19 protein-coding genes and 1 tRNA gene are annotated in these 14,314 nt (G+C 70.9%); 9 read left to right on the top strand and 11 right to left on the bottom strand.

Annotated elements, in window-relative coordinates; genetic code table 11:
- Positions 1–79: 79 nt before the first annotated feature.
- From JUB13_RS13890 to JUB13_RS13870, 5 genes are all read right to left on the bottom strand, one after another.
- Entirely contained in the window at positions 80–952 is an 873-nt protein-coding gene (locus JUB13_RS13890) for a 3-hydroxybutyryl-CoA dehydrogenase (RefSeq protein ID WP_207479883.1), read from the bottom strand.
- A gap of 37 nt (positions 953–989) precedes the next feature.
- Positions 990–1,937, bottom strand: coding sequence for an electron transfer flavoprotein subunit alpha/FixB family protein (locus tag JUB13_RS13885; RefSeq protein ID WP_207479881.1), 948 nt, complete (start codon positions 1,935–1,937; stop codon positions 990–992).
- 2 nt (positions 1,938–1,939) lie between these two features.
- Positions 1,940–2,689, bottom strand: a complete 750-nt coding sequence (locus JUB13_RS13880; protein WP_207480499.1) for an electron transfer flavoprotein subunit beta/FixA family protein — start codon at positions 2,687–2,689, stop codon at positions 1,940–1,942.
- Between the two features lie 168 nt (positions 2,690–2,857).
- On the bottom strand, positions 2,858–3,421 hold the full coding sequence (locus tag JUB13_RS13875) for a cob(I)yrinic acid a,c-diamide adenosyltransferase (RefSeq protein WP_207479879.1): 564 nt from the start codon (positions 3,419–3,421) through the stop codon (positions 2,858–2,860).
- Position 3,422: 1 nt separating this feature from the next.
- Complete coding sequence (locus JUB13_RS13870; protein WP_207479877.1) at positions 3,423–3,623, bottom strand: twin transmembrane helix small protein; 201 nt, start codon at positions 3,621–3,623, stop codon at positions 3,423–3,425.
- Between the two features lie 271 nt (positions 3,624–3,894).
- Between JUB13_RS13870 and JUB13_RS13865 the strand changes: the two genes are divergently transcribed.
- Positions 3,895–5,013 (top strand): TRAP transporter substrate-binding protein, encoded by a 1,119-nt coding sequence (locus JUB13_RS13865; RefSeq protein WP_207479875.1) that lies wholly within the window; start codon positions 3,895–3,897, stop codon positions 5,011–5,013.
- A gap of 27 nt (positions 5,014–5,040) precedes the next feature.
- Here the strand turns inward: JUB13_RS13865 and JUB13_RS13860 are convergent, their stop codons facing one another.
- The gene (locus tag JUB13_RS13860) at positions 5,041–5,778 is read right to left on the bottom strand and encodes a TetR/AcrR family transcriptional regulator C-terminal domain-containing protein (protein ID WP_207479873.1); all 738 of its coding nucleotides are present in this window, start codon (positions 5,776–5,778) and stop codon (positions 5,041–5,043) included.
- A 62-nt stretch (positions 5,779–5,840) separates the two neighbouring features.
- On the opposite strand from JUB13_RS13860, the gene JUB13_RS13855 reads away from it, so the two are divergent.
- The 4 genes from JUB13_RS13855 to JUB13_RS13840 all read left to right on the top strand — a co-directional run bounded on the left by JUB13_RS13855 (position 5,841) and on the right by JUB13_RS13840 (position 8,740).
- Positions 5,841–6,653, top strand: a complete 813-nt coding sequence (locus tag JUB13_RS13855; RefSeq protein ID WP_207479871.1) for a GNAT family N-acetyltransferase — start codon at positions 5,841–5,843, stop codon at positions 6,651–6,653.
- Between the two features lie 135 nt (positions 6,654–6,788).
- Positions 6,789–7,259, top strand: coding sequence for a hypothetical protein (locus JUB13_RS13850; protein ID WP_207479869.1), 471 nt, complete (start codon positions 6,789–6,791; stop codon positions 7,257–7,259).
- Positions 7,260–7,436: 177 nt separating this feature from the next.
- Positions 7,437–7,763 carry a hypothetical protein gene (locus JUB13_RS13845; RefSeq protein ID WP_236024944.1) on the top strand — a complete coding sequence of 109 codons (327 nt, stop codon included), beginning with the start codon at positions 7,437–7,439 and terminating at the stop codon, positions 7,761–7,763.
- 125 nt (positions 7,764–7,888) lie between these two features.
- Positions 7,889–8,740 carry a DUF4743 domain-containing protein gene (locus JUB13_RS13840; RefSeq protein WP_207479867.1) on the top strand — a complete coding sequence of 284 codons (852 nt, stop codon included), beginning with the start codon at positions 7,889–7,891 and terminating at the stop codon, positions 8,738–8,740.
- Here JUB13_RS13840 and gluQRS read toward each other — a convergent pair.
- Together gluQRS and JUB13_RS13830 are read right to left on the bottom strand one after the other, a co-directional pair.
- The gene (gene gluQRS / locus JUB13_RS13835; protein WP_207479865.1) at positions 8,737–9,585 is read right to left on the bottom strand and encodes a tRNA glutamyl-Q(34) synthetase GluQRS; all 849 of its coding nucleotides are present in this window, start codon (positions 9,583–9,585) and stop codon (positions 8,737–8,739) included. The genes JUB13_RS13840 and gluQRS overlap by 4 nt on opposite strands.
- A 3-nt stretch (positions 9,586–9,588) precedes the next feature.
- Positions 9,589–9,900, bottom strand: coding sequence for a hypothetical protein (locus JUB13_RS13830; RefSeq protein WP_207480556.1), 312 nt, complete (start codon positions 9,898–9,900; stop codon positions 9,589–9,591).
- An 81-nt stretch (positions 9,901–9,981) separates the two neighbouring features.
- Here JUB13_RS13830 and JUB13_RS13825 point away from each other — a divergent pair, with 81 nt between their 5' ends.
- From JUB13_RS13825 to JUB13_RS13815, 3 genes are all read left to right on the top strand, one after another.
- Complete coding sequence (locus tag JUB13_RS13825) at positions 9,982–10,683, top strand: alpha/beta hydrolase (protein WP_236024943.1); 702 nt, start codon at positions 9,982–9,984, stop codon at positions 10,681–10,683.
- A 201-nt stretch (positions 10,684–10,884) separates the two neighbouring features.
- The gene (locus JUB13_RS13820; protein ID WP_207479863.1) at positions 10,885–11,448 is read left to right on the top strand and encodes an HNH endonuclease; all 564 of its coding nucleotides are present in this window, start codon (positions 10,885–10,887) and stop codon (positions 11,446–11,448) included.
- An 81-nt stretch (positions 11,449–11,529) separates the two neighbouring features.
- Positions 11,530–11,940, top strand: coding sequence for a DUF3293 domain-containing protein (locus tag JUB13_RS13815; protein WP_207479861.1), 411 nt, complete (start codon positions 11,530–11,532; stop codon positions 11,938–11,940).
- Between the two features lie 64 nt (positions 11,941–12,004).
- Here JUB13_RS13815 and JUB13_RS13810 read toward each other — a convergent pair whose 3' ends face one another.
- Both JUB13_RS13810 and JUB13_RS13805 read right to left on the bottom strand, forming a co-directional pair.
- Positions 12,005–12,562 carry a demethoxyubiquinone hydroxylase family protein gene (locus tag JUB13_RS13810; RefSeq protein WP_207480494.1) on the bottom strand — a complete coding sequence of 186 codons (558 nt, stop codon included), beginning with the start codon at positions 12,560–12,562 and terminating at the stop codon, positions 12,005–12,007.
- 113 nt (positions 12,563–12,675) lie between these two features.
- Positions 12,676–13,194, bottom strand: a complete 519-nt coding sequence (locus JUB13_RS13805; protein ID WP_207479859.1) for a disulfide bond formation protein B — start codon at positions 13,192–13,194, stop codon at positions 12,676–12,678.
- A 167-nt stretch (positions 13,195–13,361) separates the two neighbouring features.
- Here JUB13_RS13805 and JUB13_RS13800 point away from each other — a divergent pair.
- A tRNA-Leu gene (locus JUB13_RS13800) sits at positions 13,362–13,448 on the top strand.
- Between the two features lie 110 nt (positions 13,449–13,558).
- On the opposite strand, the gene JUB13_RS13795 is transcribed toward JUB13_RS13800, so the two are convergent.
- Positions 13,559–13,918: a cysteine hydrolase family protein gene (locus JUB13_RS13795; RefSeq protein WP_207479857.1), complete on the bottom strand. Its 360-nt coding sequence runs from the start codon at positions 13,916–13,918 to the stop codon at positions 13,559–13,561.
- Positions 13,919–14,314 lie beyond the last annotated feature (396 nt).

Raw genomic sequence — 14,314 nt, 5'->3', positions numbered from 1 at the left:
GTCCAGCGCAGGGCGCCTGAAACGCCAGGAGCCCGTCCGCGCGGGCGGACGGGCTCCTGCGTGCGGCGGATCGCCGGTCTCAGCGGGTCGGGACGGGAGGCGTCTTCGAATAGTCGTAGAAGCCGCGGCCGCATTTCTTGCCGACCCAGCCGGCCTCGACATACTTCACCAGCAGCGGGCAGGGCCTGTACTTGCTGTCCGCCAGCCCCTCGTAAAGCACGTGCATGATCGCAAGGCAGGTGTCGAGCCCGATGAAGTCGGCGAGCTCCAGCGGGCCCATGGGATGGTTGGCGCCCAGCTTCATCGCCGTGTCGATCGCCTCGACCGAGCCCACGCCCTCGTAGAGAGTGTAGACGGCCTCGTTGATCATGGGCAGCAGGATCCGGTTCACGATGAAGGCCGGGAAGTCCTCGGCCACCGCCGTGGTCTTGCCGAGCTTCACGGTCACCTCGCGCACCGCCGTGAAGGTCGGCTCGTCGGTGGCGATGCCGCGGATCAGCTCGACGAGCTGCATCACCGGCACCGGGTTCATGAAGTGCATGCCGATGAACTTGGACGGCCGGTCCGTGCAGGCCGCCAGGCGCGTGATCGAGATCGACGAGGTGTTCGTCGCGACCAGCGCCTCGGGCTTCAGGTGCGGCACCAGCGATTTGAAGATCTGGCGCTTGATCTCCTCGTTCTCGGTCGCCGCCTCGATCACCAGGTCGCACTGGCCGTGGGCCGACAGGTCGGTTCCCGTCCCGATGCGTCCCAGCGCCGCGCTCTTCTCGGCTTCGGTGGCCTTGCCCTTGGCGATCGCGCGGTCGATGTTCCTCGAGATGTTGCCGACGGCCCGGTCGAGCGCCTGCGCGTCGATGTCCGTCAGCATCACCTGGAATCCCGCCATGGCGCAGACATGGGCTATGCCGCTGCCCATCTGCCCGGCGCCGATCACGCCTATCTTCTCGATCATCTAACGATCCTTGCGAAGGTGAAACGTTGAGACCCGCTCAACGCACCTTGTTCAGCGTTTCCGTAAGCTCGGGCACGGCCTTGAAGAGGTCGGCGACGAGGCCGTAGTCGGCGACCTGGAAGATGGGCGCTTCTTCGTCCTTGTTGATGGCGACGATGACCTTGCTGTCCTTCATGCCCGCAAGGTGCTGGATCGCGCCCGAGATGCCGACCGCGATGTAGAGCTCGGGCGCCACCACCTTGCCGGTCTGCCCGACCTGGTAGTCGTTGGGGACGTAGCCGGCGTCCACCGCGGCGCGCGAGGCGCCGACGGCCGCTCCCAGCCTGTCGGCCAGGGCGTTCAGGATCGCGAAGTTCTCGCCGGAGCCCATGCCGCGGCCGCCGGAGACGACGACGCGCGCCGCGGTCAGCTCCGGCCGCTCGGACTTGCTGAGCTCCTCGCCGAGGAAGCGCGACTGGCCGGCATCGGCGCCGGCGGGGATGCTCTCGACCGTGGCCGAGCCGCCGGTGGCCGCGGCCGCCTCGAAGGCGGTGCCGCGCACCGTGACGACCTTTACGGCGTCCTGGGACTGCACGGTCGCGATGGCGTTGCCGGCATAGATCGGTCGCTCGAACGTGTCGGGCGAGACGACGGCCGTGATCTCCGAGACCTGGCCGACGTCCAGCAGGGCGGCGATGCGCGGGGCGACGTTCTTGCCGAAGCTGGTGGCGGCCGCCAGCACGTGGGAATAGCCGCCGGCGCGCACACGCTCGACCACCAGCGGGGCCAGGTTCTCGGCGAGCCCGTGGTCGAGATGGGCGGCCTCGGCCACCAGCACCTTGGAGATGCCGGCGACCTTGCCGGCCGCCTCGGCCGCGGGGCCGCACTGGGCACCGGCCAGCAGCAGGTGGATCTCGCCGCCGATCCGGGCGGCGGCGGTGACGGCGTTCAGCGTCGCGGACTTGAGCTCGCTTCCGGCGGTCTCGCCGAGGACAAGGATGGCCATGATCAGATCACCCGCGCTTCGTTCTTGAGCTTGTCGACCAGGGTCGCGACGTCCGGCACCTTGACGCCGGCCTTGCGCTTGGGCGGCTCAGCCACCTTCAGCGTCTTCAGCCGGGGCGCCAGGTCGACGCCGAGATCGCCCGGGGCGAGCTGGTCGATAGGCTTCTTCTTGGCCTTCATGATGTTCGGCAGCGAGGCGTAGCGCGGCTCGTTCAGGCGGAGGTCGGTCGTGACCACCGCCGGCAGTGCGATCTCCAGCGTCTCGAGGCCGCCGTCGACCTCGCGGGTCACCGAGACCTTGTCGCCGCCGGGCTGCAGCTTGGAGGCGAAGGTCCCCTGCGGCCAGCCCAGCAGCGCGGCCAGCATCTGGCCCGTCTGGTTGGCGTCGTCGTCGATGGCCTGCTTGCCCAGGATCACGAGCTGCGGGCTCTCGCGCCCGACGATCACCTTCAGTGCCTTGGCGACCGCGAGGGGCTGGAGCTCCTCGTCCGTGAGCACGTGGACGGCACGGTCCGCGCCCATGGCGAGCGCCGTGCGCAGCGTCTCCTGGCAGCCCTGCGGGCCGAGGCTGACGGCCACGACCTCGGTCGCCGTGCCGGCCTCCTTCAGACGCACGGCCTCCTCGACGGCGATCTCGTCGAAGGGATTCATGGACATCTTGACGTTGGCGGTCTCCACACCCGAACCGTCCGCCTTGACGCGGATCTTCACGTTGTAGTCGACCACCCGCTTCACAGGGACCAGGACCTTCATCGTCATCCTTGTTCTAGCTTGGCCGGGTCCCATACAGGCGGGAGCGCCCCGGCAACTTGGCGCATCCTCGGCAAAGCCCGGCCGCGGGGTGTGGCGAACGATAGGGTTCGGCGCCAATCCTTGTCAATCCAGGCATCCGGCGGCATCCGACCAGCCGGCCGGCGGGAATCAGCGGTTCGCGCCGGGTACCCAGAGCACGTCGCCGGCACCCCTGCCGTTGATCCACCGGCTCGCCACGAACAGGTGGTCGGACAGCCGGTTCAGGTACTTCACCGCCGGCGCGCCGACGGGCTCGCGCAGGGCGAGCTCCGTCGTCAGGCGCTCGGCGCGGCGCACCACCGTGCGGGCCAGGTGCAGGTGGGCCGCGGCCGCGCTGCCGCCGGGCAGGACGAAGGAGTCCAGCGGCGCGAGCTCGGCGTTCATGGCGTCGATCTCGCGCTCCAGGCGGTCCACCTGCGCCTCGGTCATCCGCAGCGGCTCGTAGGCCAAATTGTCGCGTTCGGGCGTGCACAGATCGGCGCCGAGATCGAACAGGTCGTTCTGGATGCGCGCCAGCATGGCGTCCGCCTCGGGATCGGCATGCAGCCGGGCGATGCCGATCACCGCGTTGGCCTCGTCGACGGTGCCGTAGGCCTCGACGCGCAGATCGTGCTTGGGCACCCGTGTACCGTCGCCCAGGGACGTCTCGCCCCTGTCGCCGCCGCGGGTGTAGATGCGCGTGAGCCGGACCATCTCAGCTCTTCGAGCCCAGCATCATGGCGAGCGCCAGCAGCAGCAGGGCCAGCCCCTGGAGCATGACGCGCCAGCGCATCATCCGGTTGCCGTTGCGGGCGTTGAAGTCGCCGCCCCGGGCCATGCCGAAGATGCCGATGAAGAGGCTGACCACGACGCCCAGCATCGCGAGCCCGCCGAGTAGGGCGAAAAATCCGTTCATGACGGCGCAATATGGGACGTTGCGGCGGCGCGGAACAGCCCCCGGATGGGACCGGGCGTGGTCGACCCTGCGGCGCGTCCACCTGTCGCGCCTGATGCGGATGATGCGTCGCGGAAATGGCTCGACTATCGAACATACTTTAGCTTATGGATTCGTCGACCCTGGTTATGGGATTGCAGTGCAGGGATGCGCCTGGCGCATCCCGCCACGCGAAGAGGCGCGGACTTCAACCCACGCGCCCCGCGGTCACAACACAGAGGAGGCTCAAGACTTGGAAAGACGTAAGTTTCTGAAGACCGCCGGTGTCGGCGCCATCGCGACCGCGGGCGCCGGCACCGTCGCGGCCCCCGCGATCGCGCAGAGCACGCCCGAGATCCAGTGGCGCCTGGCCTCGAGCTTCCCCAAGAGCCTCGATACGATCTACGGCGCCGCGGATCTCGTCGCCAAGCGCGTGGCCGCCGCGACCGACGGCAAGTTCCAGATCCGGCCCTATGCCGCGGGCGAGATCGTCCCCGGCCTACAGGTGCTGGATGCCGTGCAGAACGGCACCGTCCAGTGCGGGCACACCTGCTCCTACTATTATGTCGGCAAGGACCCGACCTTCGCCTTCGACACCGCCGTGCCCTTCGGTCTGAACGCGCGCCAGCAGAACGCCTGGATGTACGAGGGCGGCGGCATGCAGGTGTTCCGCGAGTTCATCAAGGACTACAATGTCATCCACTTCCCCGCCGGCAACACGGGGACGCAGATGGGCGGCTGGTTCCGCAAGGAGATCAAGTCGGTCGCCGACCTGTCGGGCGTGAAGATGCGCATCGCCGGCATCGCCGGCCAGGTGATGGCCAGGATGGGCGCGGTTCCGCAGCAGATCGCGGGCGGCGACATCTATCCCTCGCTGGAGAAGGGCACGATCGACGCGGCCGAGTGGGTGGGCCCCTACGACGACGAGAAGCTCGGCTTCTACAAGGTCGCCAAATTCTACTACTACCCCGGCTGGTGGGAGGGCGGCCCGCAGCTCACGATGTACGTGAACCAGCAGGAATGGGACAAGCTGCCCAAGACCTATCAGGCGATCTTCGAGGCCGCCTGTGCCGAGGCCAACGGCGTCACCCAGGCCAAGTACGACGTGCAAAACCCGACCGCGCTGAAGCGGCTGGTGGCCGCCGGCACGCAGCTCCGCCCCTATCCGCGCGACGTGATGGAGGCCGCCTACAAGCACACCTTCGAGCTCTATGCCGAGCTCTCGAAGACGAACCCGAAGTTCAAGAAGGTCTACGACAGCTGGAAGCCCTTCCTGGACGAGCAGCAGCTCTGGTTCCGGGTGGCCGAGTTCACCTACGACCAGTTCAACCTGTCGGCCGGCGCCCTCGCCGCGAACCGCAAGAAGAGCTGAGGCGCGGGCACGTCCCGACCGCGGCAATCAGGGCCCCGGCCGCAAGGCCGGGGCCTTTCGCGTCTCGCGGCGCCTGCGGCCGGGCGGGACGTGCCTTCGTCCGCCGTGCCCGCGCGGCAGGCGCGCGATCCCCGCCAGCAGCAGGTCGAGCCCGAAGTCGAAGGCCTCGTCCAGCGCCCCGATCGCGAGGTGCGGTGCGAGCGCCGCCACGCCGGGGAATTCGGGCATCCTCGCCGCGGGATCCGCGATCAGCGCCCCTTCGGTCTCCCGCGCCTGACGGAGCGTCGCGGCCAGGGCCAGCCCGGCACCGTTCACGAAGCCGCCGACCGCCCGGAAGATCCAGGCGGCCTGGCGTGCCGAGAACCCGGCGCCGAGCAGGACCTGGGCGTTCGCCTCCAGGAAGGCGAAGCTCGCCCTGGCGTTGAAGCGTCGGCCCGCGAGCAGGACGAAGGCCTCGGGGTGCCGGAGCGCGAGCGCACGGTATTCGCCTGCGACCTGTCGCAGCCAGGGGCTCCAACCCTCGCCGTCGCGCGGGCAATTGGGCATCGGGATCTCGGCGATCAGCCGCTCGACCACGGCGTCGAGCAGCGCGCCCTTGGCCGGGAAATGATGGTAGAGCGCCATCGCCTCGACGCCCAGCCGGGCGCCGAGCCTGCGCGTCGACAGGCCCTCAAGCCCGTCCTGGTCGATCAGGCGTAGGGCTTCCTCGGCGATCCGCTCACGCGTCAGACGCGGCCGGCGCGCGTCGTCACTCGTTGGTTCCATCCTTGACACCTTACAGCGTAAAGCTCAACGTGTCGTGACCTTACATCGTAAAGGTCGGGATCATGCCGGAGAGGGACCGCATCATCGAGGAGATCGAGGTCGCAGCCTGGCGGGACCAGTACGAAGCCGTCCCGCCGGAAACCGCCGCGGCCCTGGGCCTCGCCAGCGCGGAGCTGGGCGGAGGGCTGCAGATCTGCCTGCGCGCCGCACCCGTCGGGCTCTTCAACCGGTGCGTCGGCCTGGGGCTCGACGGCCCCGCCGGTCCGGAGGTGCTGGACGAGGTCGCTCGCTTCTTCCGCGACGCCGGCCAGCCCGACTGGTGGGTCCAGCCGGCGCCGTTCTCGGGCCTCCCCGACCTCGCGGCCGCCGGCTGGCGCATCGCGGCCCCGCCCTGGGCCAAGTTCGTGCGGGGGGTGGCGCCGCCTCCGGTCGCCGCGACGTCGTTCGGGATCGAAGCGGTCGGACCCGACCGGGCCGGGGATTTCGCCGACGCGGTGGTCGCGGGCTACGACGTTCCCGACCTCTTCCGCCCCTGGCTCGTGGCGCTGGTCGGACGGCAGGGCTGGACCACCTATGTCGCCCGCGATGGCGGCGCCGGCGGCACCGCGGTGGCGGCCGGCGCCATGTATCGACACGGCGACGCCGCCTGGCTCGGCATCGCGGCGACGCGGCCCGAGTGGCGCGGCCAGGGCGCCCAGTCCGCCATCCTTGCGCGCCGAATCGCCGATGCGCTGGAGGCGGGGGCGCGGATCCTGACCACCGACACGAGCGTGCCGAAGCCCGGGCAGACGGCGCCTTCCTACGCCAACATCCTGCGCGCGGGCTTCACTGTGGCGTATCTGCGCCCCAACCTCGCGCCGCCCGCCGCGGCCTGAGGACCCTGCTCGCCCGGTGCGGCCGAACCAGACGCCGACCAGCGCGGTGAGCGCCAGGCCGCTGCTGCGGGGGCCTTCGACGCGCCAGCAAGGCCGGGCCTTTTCTCTTCCAGCTTGCCGCTGCATGCTCGGCGCATGAGCGAAGCGCCGCGCCAGTACGCCGTCCAGCGCACCATCGGCCGGACCTGGACCACGCTGGACCTGCGGCCCCGGCGCGAGGAGGCGACGGCGCTCTTCGCGGAGACCGTGCGCACCCGTCCGCGCCACGTGCTGCGCCTGATCCAGGTCGACTTCAAGCCGGGCTCGACCTGCGGCGAGTTCGACTGGCTTCTCCTGGACCTCTACGACCCCCGGAAGCTCGGCCTCGTGCCCGACCTGGCGCCCGAGGCGCCCGGGTCGGTCTCCGGGCCGCTTCCCGGATCGCTGCCCGGATCGCTCCCCAGGTCGCTCCCCGAACCGGTCCCCGGGCGGGGGCGCCAACCGACCCGCCGCCGGGGCCGCGAGGCCGTGCGCACGCCTTGGGCGCTCTATGCCGGCTTCTTCGCGCTCGGCGCCGCGGCGGTCGCGGCGGCATGGCTCGCGGTCCTCGCGCGCGCTGGCGGATGACGGGCGGCATCGGCGGGCATGAGGGGGCGGCGTTGACGTCCGCGGTCCCTTTCGCCTAGGCTGGTCCCATGGTTTCGACGACCTTCGCGACGATTCGGCGAATTAGCGGCCCGGTCCTCCTCTGAGGGCCGGGGAAAGTTCCGCGCATCCGCACCGAATCGACCAGAAGGTCCTGCCATGTCCATGTCCGCCTCCATGCCTGCGCTCGCGGCCCCCGCCGCCGAGGCGCGCCCCCATGATCCCGCCCGCACCGCCTGCTTCGCGGTGCATGCCGCCAGCGATCCCGGCGTGATGCCGCGCGTGCTGGAGCTGTTCGCCAAGCGCGGCCTCGTGCCAAGCTCCTGGCACAGCCGCGTCTCGCTGGGCGGCGAGGAGCTGGTGATCGACATCCAGATGCAGGGGATGGTCCGGCAGGAATCGGACTATGTCGCGGCCTGCCTGCGCGGCATCCCGTCGGTGGATTGCGTCCTGACCTCGGAGCGGTTCCTGGCGGCGGCCGAATAGCGGCCGTCGCAGCCCGCTCCCTGGCCTGCTTCCTGGGCCGATCCATCCCGGGAGGGCGTAAGCCCTTCCGGGATGTCCGAATATCACTTTGCCGGGCGCCGCGTCCCGCGCTTGAATGCCGGCCCATGAGCTATCTCCGCCATCTCCAGGCCTGCAACGCCCACGACCCGTCCCTCTACCGGCCCTTCATGGTGGGGGGACGGCGCCTGGGCGCGATCCGCCACGCCTTCGCCGAGACGCTGGCCGCCTTCCCCGACGTCTTCGCGGTCTCGGCCGAGGCCGTCGTCCTGTCGGACCGCTTTGCCGATTTCGAGTTGCGCAGCGCGGCCGTGGCCGGAGTGCTGCGGCGCTTGGCCGAGCAGGGCAGGTTGCACCCCAGGAACGAGGACTATGCGGTCCTCGGCCGCTGGGGCGAGGCGCCGGCGCTGAAGCTCGACCGCGGCGCGGTGCCCTATTTCGGCATCCGCTCCTTCGGCCTGCACGTGAACGGCTTCGTCCGGCGCCCGGACGGGCTGCATCTCTGGATCGGCCGGCGCGCGGCCGACCGGCTGGTGGCGCCGGGCAAGCTCGACAACCTGATCGCGGGCGGCCAGCCCTACGGGCTGAGCCTTGCCGAGAACCTCGTCAAGGAGGCGCGGGAGGAGGCGGGCCTGGATGCCGAGACCGCGCAGCGCGCGCTGCCCGTGGGCGCGCTGAGCTACCGGATGGACAACGGATACGGGCTGAAGCCCGACACGCTGTTCGTCTACGACCTGGAGCTGCCCGACGGCTTCACTCCCCGGAACACCGACGGCGAGGTCGAGCGTTTCGAGCTCTGGCCGCTGGAGGAGGTCGCCCGCGCGGTGCGCGGGACCGACGACTTCAAGTTCAACGTGAACTTGGTGCTGATCGACTTCATGATCCGGCACGGCTTCCTGGGGCCCGAGCACCCGGAATACCTCGACCTCGCCCTCGGCCTGCGCAGGGCGGATCTCTAGGGACTATCGTCGGGGAAGCCGGCCAGGGCGCGCACCTCCGCCGGGGACCGGCCGGCCTCGCGCAGGGCGCGCAGGGCGGCGGCGCCGTCGCGCTTGGCCAGCCGCTCGCCGCGCTCGTTCACGAGCAGCCCGTGGTGGTGCCATTCCGGAACCGGCAGGTCCAGCAGCGCCTGGAGCAGGCGGTGCAGGTGCGTGGCGTGGAAGAGGTCCCGCCCGCGGGTCACCAGCGTCACCTCCTGGAGCGCGTCGTCAGCGACGACGCTGAGGTGGTAGCTGGTGGGCACGTCCTTGCGCGCCAGCACCGCATCGCCCAGCAGGTCGGGGCGCGCCTGCTGCGTGCCCTCGGCGCGGTCGTGCCAGGTCAGCGGCCCCGTCCGCGCCATGGCGCGGCCGACGTCCAGGCGCCAGGCATGGGCATCGCCCGCGGCGATCCGCGCCGCCCGCTCCGCGGCCGGCAGGTTCCGGCAGAGGCCGGGATAGAGCGGGCCGTCGGGCCCGTGGGGCGCGTGCCCGGCGCGGGCGATCTCGTCCGCGATCTCGCGCCGCGTGCAGAAGCAGGGATAGGCCAGTCCCTCGGCCACCAGCCGGTCGAGATGCCCGCGGTAGGTGCCGAGATGCTCGGACTGTCGGCGCACCGGCTCCGGCCAGGACAGGCCGAGCCAAGCCAGGTCCTCGCGCAGGGCGGCGTCGAATTCCGGGCGGCAGCGGGCTGGGTCGATGTCCTCGATGCGCAGCAGGAATGCGCCCTCGGCCGCATGCGCGCAGCGCCAGGCGAAGAGCGCGGAATGGGCGTGGCCGAGATGCAGGAGGCCAGTGGGGCTGGGAGCGAAGCGGGTGCGGATCACGCCTCAGAGATAGGGATTGTCGGTGATCGGAGTCGAGGGGATCGGCAGGCCCGCCAGGAACAGGTCCATGCGCCGGCGCAGCTCGCGGTCGAAGGCCTCCTCGCGCAGGCGACGCTCCTCGGCCCGCCGCGCGGCCCGGCGCGCCGCCAGGCTGATCACGACGCCGCCGGGGGCGGCATCCCGCGTGCGGGCTTCGCTCGCGGTCGACGAGCGAGCTTCGCCTGCCGTCAATACGCGGGCTTCGCCTGCCGTCAATACGCGGGCTTCGCCCGCGGCCGAATTGGCCGGTACGCTCTCGCCAGAAGGGGCGTCCATCCAGTCCTCCACGTCATGCAGGGTCCAGCATGGGGCCAGCATGGCGCCCTATTTCTTAAGAGCATGTTGCGGAAGAGCCTGTTGCGGACCGGCGGCGCGGCGGCTCTGCTGGCGCCCATGACTGCGCTTCCCCCCATCGCGGGCCCCCGCCGCGCGCCGCGCGCGGGCGGGGCGCCCACGGCCCTGGTCGTTCTGCTGCACGGGCTCGGCGCCGACGGCGAGGACCTGATCGAGATCGCCGACGTGATCGGCGATGCGCTGCCCCATACGGCCTTCGTCGCGCCCGACGCGCCCGAGACCTGCGACATGGCGCCCTGGGGCCGGCAGTGGTTCAGCCTGCAGCAGCGTACGGCAGAGCGCATGGCCTATGGCGCGGGCATCGCGGCGCCGGTGCTGGACGGCTGGCTGGACGCCCTGCTGGCCGAGACGGGCCTGGCGCCCGGGCGGATGGCGCTGGTGGGCTTCTCCCAGGGCACCATGATGGCCCTGCATGTGGCGCTGCGCCGGGCCGAGCCCGTAGCGGCGGTGCTGGGCTTCTCGGGGCGGCTGCTGGCGGGGGCGGACTGGATCCGCGGCATCCGGTCGCGCCCGCCGGTGATGCTGGTCCATGGCGAGGCCGACGAGGTGGTGCCCTTCGACGCCATGGCGGAGGCCGAGGCGGGGCTGCGCGCGGCCGGCGTGCCGGTGGAGGTGCTGGCGCGCCCCGGCCTCGGCCACGGGCTGGACGCGCCGGGCCTCGCGGCGGGACTGGCCTTCCTGCGCCGGAACCTGCCCGGGGCATGAGGCCGGATGGACTGGCGGGGTCCGGCGCCGCCCTGCCGCAAAAGGACCGGAGGTGCAGCAAAAGCGTTACAAGAGCATGAAGCTTTGAACGCCTCTCGCCCCCAGATGTTGAGTTCATAGGGAGATTGGACTAGATAAGTCGGGCGGTCGCACCGCATTCGGCCTGCGGCCGCTGGAGGCATCCAGAGGAGGGCGTGGGCTTTGGCTCCACCACCCGATCACTGTCCGGCCTTGGTGCTCAACGCGGATTTCCGTCCGCTGAGCTACTTCCCGCTGTCGCTCTGGTCCTGGCAGGAAGCCGTGAAGGCGGTCTTCCTGGACCGCGTCAACATCATCTCGGAATACGACCGCGTCGTCCGCTCGCCGAACTTCGAGATCCGGCTGCCCAGCGTGATCTCGCTGAAGGAATACATCCAGGCGACGCGTCGACCGGCCTTCACCCGCTTCAACGTCTTCCTGCGCGACCGCTTCGCCTGCCAATACTGCGGCCATTCCTTCCCGACCCAGGAGCTGACCTTCGACCACGTGATCCCGCGCTCACGCGGCGGGCGCACGACCTGGGAGAACGTCGTCACCTCCTGCTCGGCCTGCAACCTCGCGAAGGGCAACAGGCTTCCGCACCACTGCGGCATGATCCCATTGAGTCCACCATTCCAGCCCAGCGCCTACCATCTGCAAGAGAACGGCCGAGCCTTCCCGCCAAACTTCCTCCACGAGAGTTGGCGGGATTTTTTGTATTGGGACACCGAACTCGACCAGGGCTGAGGCCAGCCCCCCGGCTTCTTCCCTGTCCTTGCCCGTCTCCCGGAGCTTGCCCCGGCACAAGCCCGGCGCCATGGTCCCGCCATGGACCAGGACCTTCTGCGCGCCTACCGGGCGACGGCCTATCTCGCCTTCCCGCCGGGCGGTGCGCCGGTCGAGGCGCGACTCGACCGTGCCAGCCCCGCGCTGGATGCCCTGCTGGCCGCGCGCGGCGCGCTTTCGGGCGTCTTCGTCACCGCCTGGAACCCCATGAGCCGGCTCCGGCCCGAGGCCGAGAACCGCGCTGCCCATGCGCGCCTGGAGGTGGCGGTGGCGGCGCTGCGCCTGCCGGCGCTGCCCCATGCCGGGCGGGCCGACGACGGCGGCTGGGCGGAGGAGGGGCTGCTGGTCCTGGGGCTCGATCCCGGCGGGGCGCGCGATCTCGCCGGCCGCTTCGCCCAGCGCGCCGTGGTGCTGTGCCTGCCGGGGCTGCCGGCGGCGCTGCTCTGGACCTGAGGCGTCCGGGAGGCCCGCGGCGGCTCCACGGGGCCTGCGGACCCCGCCGGGCCCGCCGCTGTGCTCAGACCCGGCTCGAGATCCAGATCGCCGCGCGTGAGGTCGCCTTGATCACGGCGCTCAGCAGGGCATAGGCCGGGGCCTGCTCGGCCTCGTGGGCGATGCCGATGTCGCGGTGCTCGAGCTCCTCGGCGCGGAAGCGCTCGATCGAAGCCTTCAGCGGCGCCTCCTCGGGCGGCAGCCGCTCGGCCTGCTCGGCATAGTGGCCGTCGATCACCTCCTCGACCGCGACGGTGCAGGCCATGGCGGCCCGCCGGCCCATCAGGGCCGTCGCGGCGCCCAGCGCATAGCCCGCCACGTGCCAGACGGGCTGCAGCGCCGTGGGGCGGACGTGGCGCGCGGCGATCGCGCGCTCGAAATAGTCCAGATGCTCCAGCTCCTGGTCGCGCATGTGGCGCAGCATGGGGCCGACATCGGTGCGGCCCAGCACCGCGATCTGTCCCTCGTAGATGCGTCTGGCGCCGTATTCCCCGGCATGGTCGACCCGGACCAGCCGCTCCAGCTCGGCCCGGGGCGACGGGTCGCCCGGCAGCCCGGCCGGCAGGACGCGCCGGGGCGGCATGACGGCATCCGCGCCAAGGCCGGCATAGGCACTCATGCCAGCGGCAACACCAGCGGCATCCGGGCCGCCGCCCGGACGGGCATGCGGGGGCAGGGGCGTGTGTGCGGGAAGGCTCATGCGGTCCTCCGCGGATGCAGGGCCGCGCCGGCGGCCAGGAAGGCGAAGGCGGCCAGCGCGACGGAGATCAGCGCGTTGTACCCCGCCATGGAGATCCCGAACAGCGACCAGGCGATGTCGTCGCAGCGCACGACGGGGGCGTTCAGGATCTGCGCGCGCAGCGCATCGACCGTGGTCGCGCCGGTCCCGCCGGTGCAGGAGGCCAGCCCCTCCCACCAGCGCTGCTCGACGCCGACATGGAAGACGGCGATGCCCGCGCCCAGCAGCAGCACGACGCCCGACAGCGCCAGCAGCCCGCCACGCGCCCGGCTGCGCTCGCGCCCGCCGGCCAGCAGCGCCAGCAGGCCCAGCGCCAGCACGATGCCGTGGGGCCAGCGCTGGTAGATGCACAGCACGCAGGGCGCGAGCCCCACCACGTACTGGAAGAACACGGCGCCCAGCAGCAGGCCGGCGGAGGCGAGGATCAGCACCAGGGCGGGCCCGCGGCGCGAGCCCAGAAGTTCATGGAAGCTCATGGCCCGCGACTATGGCGCGAAGCGCAGAAGGGCGCCAGGGGGCCGGGGGGCGCAGCGATGCAGCCCTGGGCGGCGGCGCTGGCTGGCTGTGATGCCTCGCAGTTCTCGCCTGCGGCGAAGATCGTTGACCCCGCCGCCCGTGCCGATAAGATCCCCGCTCCCACGGGGCCCCTGTGGCGAAACTGGTAGACGCGGCAGACTCAAAATCTGTTGCCCGAAAGGGCGTGTTGGTTCGAGTCCGACCAGGGGCACCATTCTCGGCAATCCAGGCTGCACGCGACCTTCTTCCCGGCAGCCAGTCGGGAACGTCGCGCCGTGGGAGCCGATGTGTTGGGCGCGATGAGGTTGGTTGACCCACGGCCCGTCATGGCGGATTTGAGGCCGGACCTCGGACGAAACCGTCAGGCTCGGCCTGGCTGTGCAGAAGGCTACCGAAGTGGTGCCGCCAGAGCCTGGCGCCCAGGGCGCCGGTGCGGTCCAGCGACGAGCCGACGCTGAGCCATGTCAGCAGCGTGGGGTGGAGCCCCGCGTCGAAGAGCATGAAGCCTGCGGCAAGGCAGCAGGTCTCCGCCTGGATCCCGCAGACGAGCACGCGCTCGACGCCGCGGGACTTCAGGTGGTCGATGAGGGATGCCGGGGGCAGGTAGCCGTATTTTATGAAGGTCACGTCGGCCGCAACGAGGCTTTCGTCGTCGGTTCGGAGCTTCCATCCGAGCTGGCGCACGAAAGGGGTTACGGCCTCGTCGTGCCGTTCGACCGTGGCGAACCGTGTAGAGCTTCCGGCTGAGCGCCCTGATCCCGACGACGTCTTCCGGCACGTCGAAGCTGGGCTGGACGTCGACGACCAAGAGGGCGAGGGCGTGCCCGTTCCGCATCTCCGTCATGCGGCGAAACTACCAGATGGGGCCTGCACCGGCAGCATTGCTCGGCAACACTTCCCGCAGGTACACCCTGGCGCGGCACCCGACGGGAGCTGGCCTGCCGCCGGTCCTATCACGGGTCGTCTTCTGCGTGAGAGGTCGGAAAGAAGCCGCCCCCTCCCGGACCATTCGGCCTGGGAAGGGGCGCTGGACCTCGGGCATCGGGCGCACCCGTCAGTTGGCGTAGGCGCGGCTGAAGT

The sequence above is a fragment of the Arenibaculum pallidiluteum genome (genome assembly GCF_017355985.1).
In the GTDB taxonomy this organism is placed as follows: domain Bacteria; phylum Pseudomonadota; class Alphaproteobacteria; order Azospirillales; family Azospirillaceae; genus Arenibaculum; species Arenibaculum pallidiluteum.
Note: the sequence above shows the minus strand (reverse complement) of the source record. Positions and strands in the feature narration are given on the sequence as shown.

What these genes read in the sequence shown, in the direction of transcription:
- JUB13_RS13890 (WP_207479883.1), bottom strand. Translation starts at nt 952, where the DNA reads ATGATCGAGAAGATAGGCGTGATCGGCGCCGGGCAGATGGGCAGCGGC.
- JUB13_RS13885 (WP_207479881.1), bottom strand. Translation starts at nt 1,937, where the DNA reads ATGGCCATCCTTGTCCTCGGCGAGACCGCCGGAAGCGAGCTCAAGTCC.
- JUB13_RS13880 (WP_207480499.1), bottom strand. Translation starts at nt 2,689, where the DNA reads ATGAAGGTCCTGGTCCCTGTGAAGCGGGTGGTCGACTACAACGTGAAG.
- JUB13_RS13875 (WP_207479879.1), bottom strand. Translation starts at nt 3,421, where the DNA reads ATGGTCCGGCTCACGCGCATCTACACCCGCGGCGGCGACAGGGGCGAG.
- JUB13_RS13870 (WP_207479877.1), bottom strand. Translation starts at nt 3,623, where the DNA reads ATGAACGGATTTTTCGCCCTACTCGGCGGGCTCGCGATGCTGGGCGTC.
- JUB13_RS13860 (WP_207479873.1), bottom strand. Translation starts at nt 5,778, where the DNA reads ATGGAACCAACGAGTGACGACGCGCGCCGGCCGCGTCTGACGCGTGAG.
- JUB13_RS13855 (WP_207479871.1), top strand. Translation starts at nt 5,841, where the DNA reads ATGCCGGAGAGGGACCGCATCATCGAGGAGATCGAGGTCGCAGCCTGG.
- JUB13_RS13850 (WP_207479869.1), top strand. Translation starts at nt 6,789, where the DNA reads ATGAGCGAAGCGCCGCGCCAGTACGCCGTCCAGCGCACCATCGGCCGG.
- JUB13_RS13845 (WP_236024944.1), top strand. Translation starts at nt 7,437, where the DNA reads ATGTCCATGTCCGCCTCCATGCCTGCGCTCGCGGCCCCCGCCGCCGAG.
- JUB13_RS13840 (WP_207479867.1), top strand. Translation starts at nt 7,889, where the DNA reads ATGAGCTATCTCCGCCATCTCCAGGCCTGCAACGCCCACGACCCGTCC.
- JUB13_RS13830 (WP_207480556.1), bottom strand. Translation starts at nt 9,900, where the DNA reads ATGGACGCCCCTTCTGGCGAGAGCGTACCGGCCAATTCGGCCGCGGGC.
- JUB13_RS13815 (WP_207479861.1), top strand. Translation starts at nt 11,530, where the DNA reads ATGGACCAGGACCTTCTGCGCGCCTACCGGGCGACGGCCTATCTCGCC.
- JUB13_RS13810 (WP_207480494.1), bottom strand. Translation starts at nt 12,562, where the DNA reads ATGCCGCCCCGGCGCGTCCTGCCGGCCGGGCTGCCGGGCGACCCGTCG.
- JUB13_RS13805 (WP_207479859.1), bottom strand. Translation starts at nt 13,194, where the DNA reads ATGAGCTTCCATGAACTTCTGGGCTCGCGCCGCGGGCCCGCCCTGGTG.